Origin of the sequence: Collinsella sp. AM16-21 (assembly GCF_003471905.1) — a bacterium.
Lineage (GTDB): Bacteria > Actinomycetota > Coriobacteriia > Coriobacteriales > Coriobacteriaceae > Collinsella.
This window is the reverse complement of sequence record NZ_QRKJ01000033.1, coordinates 1-2,028: the sequence shown is the minus strand read 5'-3', so window position 1 is coordinate 2,028 and position 2,028 is coordinate 1. Positions and strand designations below refer to the sequence as shown.

1 protein-coding gene is annotated in these 2,028 nt (G+C 55.5%); it reads right to left on the bottom strand.

Annotation, left to right across the window (positions count from 1 at the left end; translation table 11 throughout):
* Positions 1–112: 112 nt before the first annotated feature.
* Positions 113–1,807, bottom strand: a complete 1,695-nt coding sequence (locus DW180_RS10050) for a phospho-sugar mutase (RefSeq protein ID WP_117630084.1) — start codon at positions 1,805–1,807, stop codon at positions 113–115.
* Between the last annotated feature and the right edge of the window lie 221 nt (positions 1,808–2,028).

Genomic DNA, 2,028 nt, shown 5'->3' with positions numbered 1-2,028 from the left:
TGGTTTAAAGCTGGCCGCTGCGCGGCCAGCAGACTAAAGTCTTGAATAAAGAGGGGACCTCGTTTCCGAGATCCCCTCCTCCGTCTATCTATAGAAATAGGCTTTCAAAGCCTTAGGCCAAGAGCTTGCGACCGGACTCCTCGATCGCGTCAAGTGCTGCATCAGCCTCGGCGGCATCCGCGCCCTTAGCGAAGATGTACAGCTTAATCTTGGGCTCGGTGCCAGAAGGACGGACGATACCCTTGTTACCACCCTCGAGATCGAACTCAATGACATTAGCCTTCGGCAGGCCGTTCACGCAGGTGTTGTAATCCACGACGGCCTCAATCTTGGAACCGGCGAGCTCCGCGGGCGGGTTCTCGCGCAAACCAGCCATGATGCCGGCCATCTTTGCCGCACCCTCAGCGCCCGGATAGCTTAGCGAAATCGTCTTGTTGTGATAGTAGCCATACTTCTCGTACAGCTCGTGCATCGCATCGGCAAGGTTCTTACCCTGGAGCTTGTAATACTGCGCCATCTGGCAAATCAGAAGCGAAGTGCTCACGGCGTCCTTGTCGCGCACGTGGTCGCCGGCCAGATAGCCGTAGCTCTCCTCGAAACCGAAGATAAAGCGATCGACCTCGCCAGCATCGGAAAGAGAAGTAATGATGTCGCCGATGTACTTGAAGCCCGTCAGGCAGCGGCGAAGCTCAAAACCGTACTCGTCGGCCAGAGCGTCAACCATGGCGGAAGAAACGATAGTAGTAACGGCAACCTTCTTAGTGAGGTCCTCACCGCGGGCAGCACGGGTCTTGCAGATATAGTCGAGCAGCAGAACGCCCATCTCATTGCCGGTCAGCAGCAGATAGTCATCGCCATTTTTAACGGCAACGCCAACACGGTCGGCGTCGGGATCGGTTGCAAGCAGCAAATCAGGGTGAACCTGCTCGCAGAGATCGATGCCCTTCTGCATGGCCTGACGGATCTCGGGGTTAGGATACGGGCAGGTCGGGAAATCGCCGTTAGGCTCCTTCTGCTCGGGAACAACCGTGACATCGGTGATGCCAGCGCGCTCGAGCACCGTAGTAACGGGAATGAGGCCGGTGCCGTTGAGCGGAGTGTAGACGAGCTTAAGCGGAGCGCCAGCGATCTCCTCGGCAGAAAGGTTAGTCACGCCGCGCGCGAGAACGGCGTCGTAATAACGCTCGAGGCATGAGCCTTCGATCCATTTAACCAGACCCTGCTCAAGAGCCTCATCAAAGTCCATGGACTTCACGCCGGTGAATGTATCGGTCTCGGCGATAGCCTTAGAAATTGCATCGGCGGCCTCGCTGGTGATCTGGCAGCCGTCGGGGCCATAGGCCTTATAGCCGTTATACGGTGCCGGGTTATGACTAGCGGTCATGCAAATGCCACCGGAGCACTTAAGATCACGGACGGCCCAGGAGAGCGTCGGCACAGGAGAAATCTTGGGATAAACGAGGGCAGTCACGCCGTTTGCTGCAAGAATGGCAGCCGTCGTCTTAACGAACAGCTCACCTTTATTGCGGCTATCGCGAGCGATGGCAACCGTTGGATGCTCGAAGGTCGCATTGAGGTAGTCAGCGAATCCCTGGGTCGCACGACCGACCGTATAGATATTCATACGGTTAGTGCCCGCACCGATAGTGCCGCGAAGGCCGGCAGTACCGAAGGCGAGATCTTGGAAGAAAGCATCGGTGATGGCGTCCTCATCACCCTGCTCCTTCATCGTGTTAAGCTCAGCGAGGAGCTCCTCGTCCTTGACATTGGCAATCCAAGTATCAAGCAGCTCATGAACATCTGCCATGTGAGTCCTTCCGTCACAATCAATAAAACGACCCGTGTAAAAACAGGACAAGCGCAGCAGTGCGCTAAAGCAAATATTAGTCCATTGAGAACAGAGAACCGACCAAAGAACGGTGAACGTCTATATTCAGCGGTGGATGATTAAATTGATTTAATTGCATAAGGAATGTTGCCTGTAAACGCAAAAAAGGGGGAGGCCGCGAGGCCTCCCCCTTCTTCAAG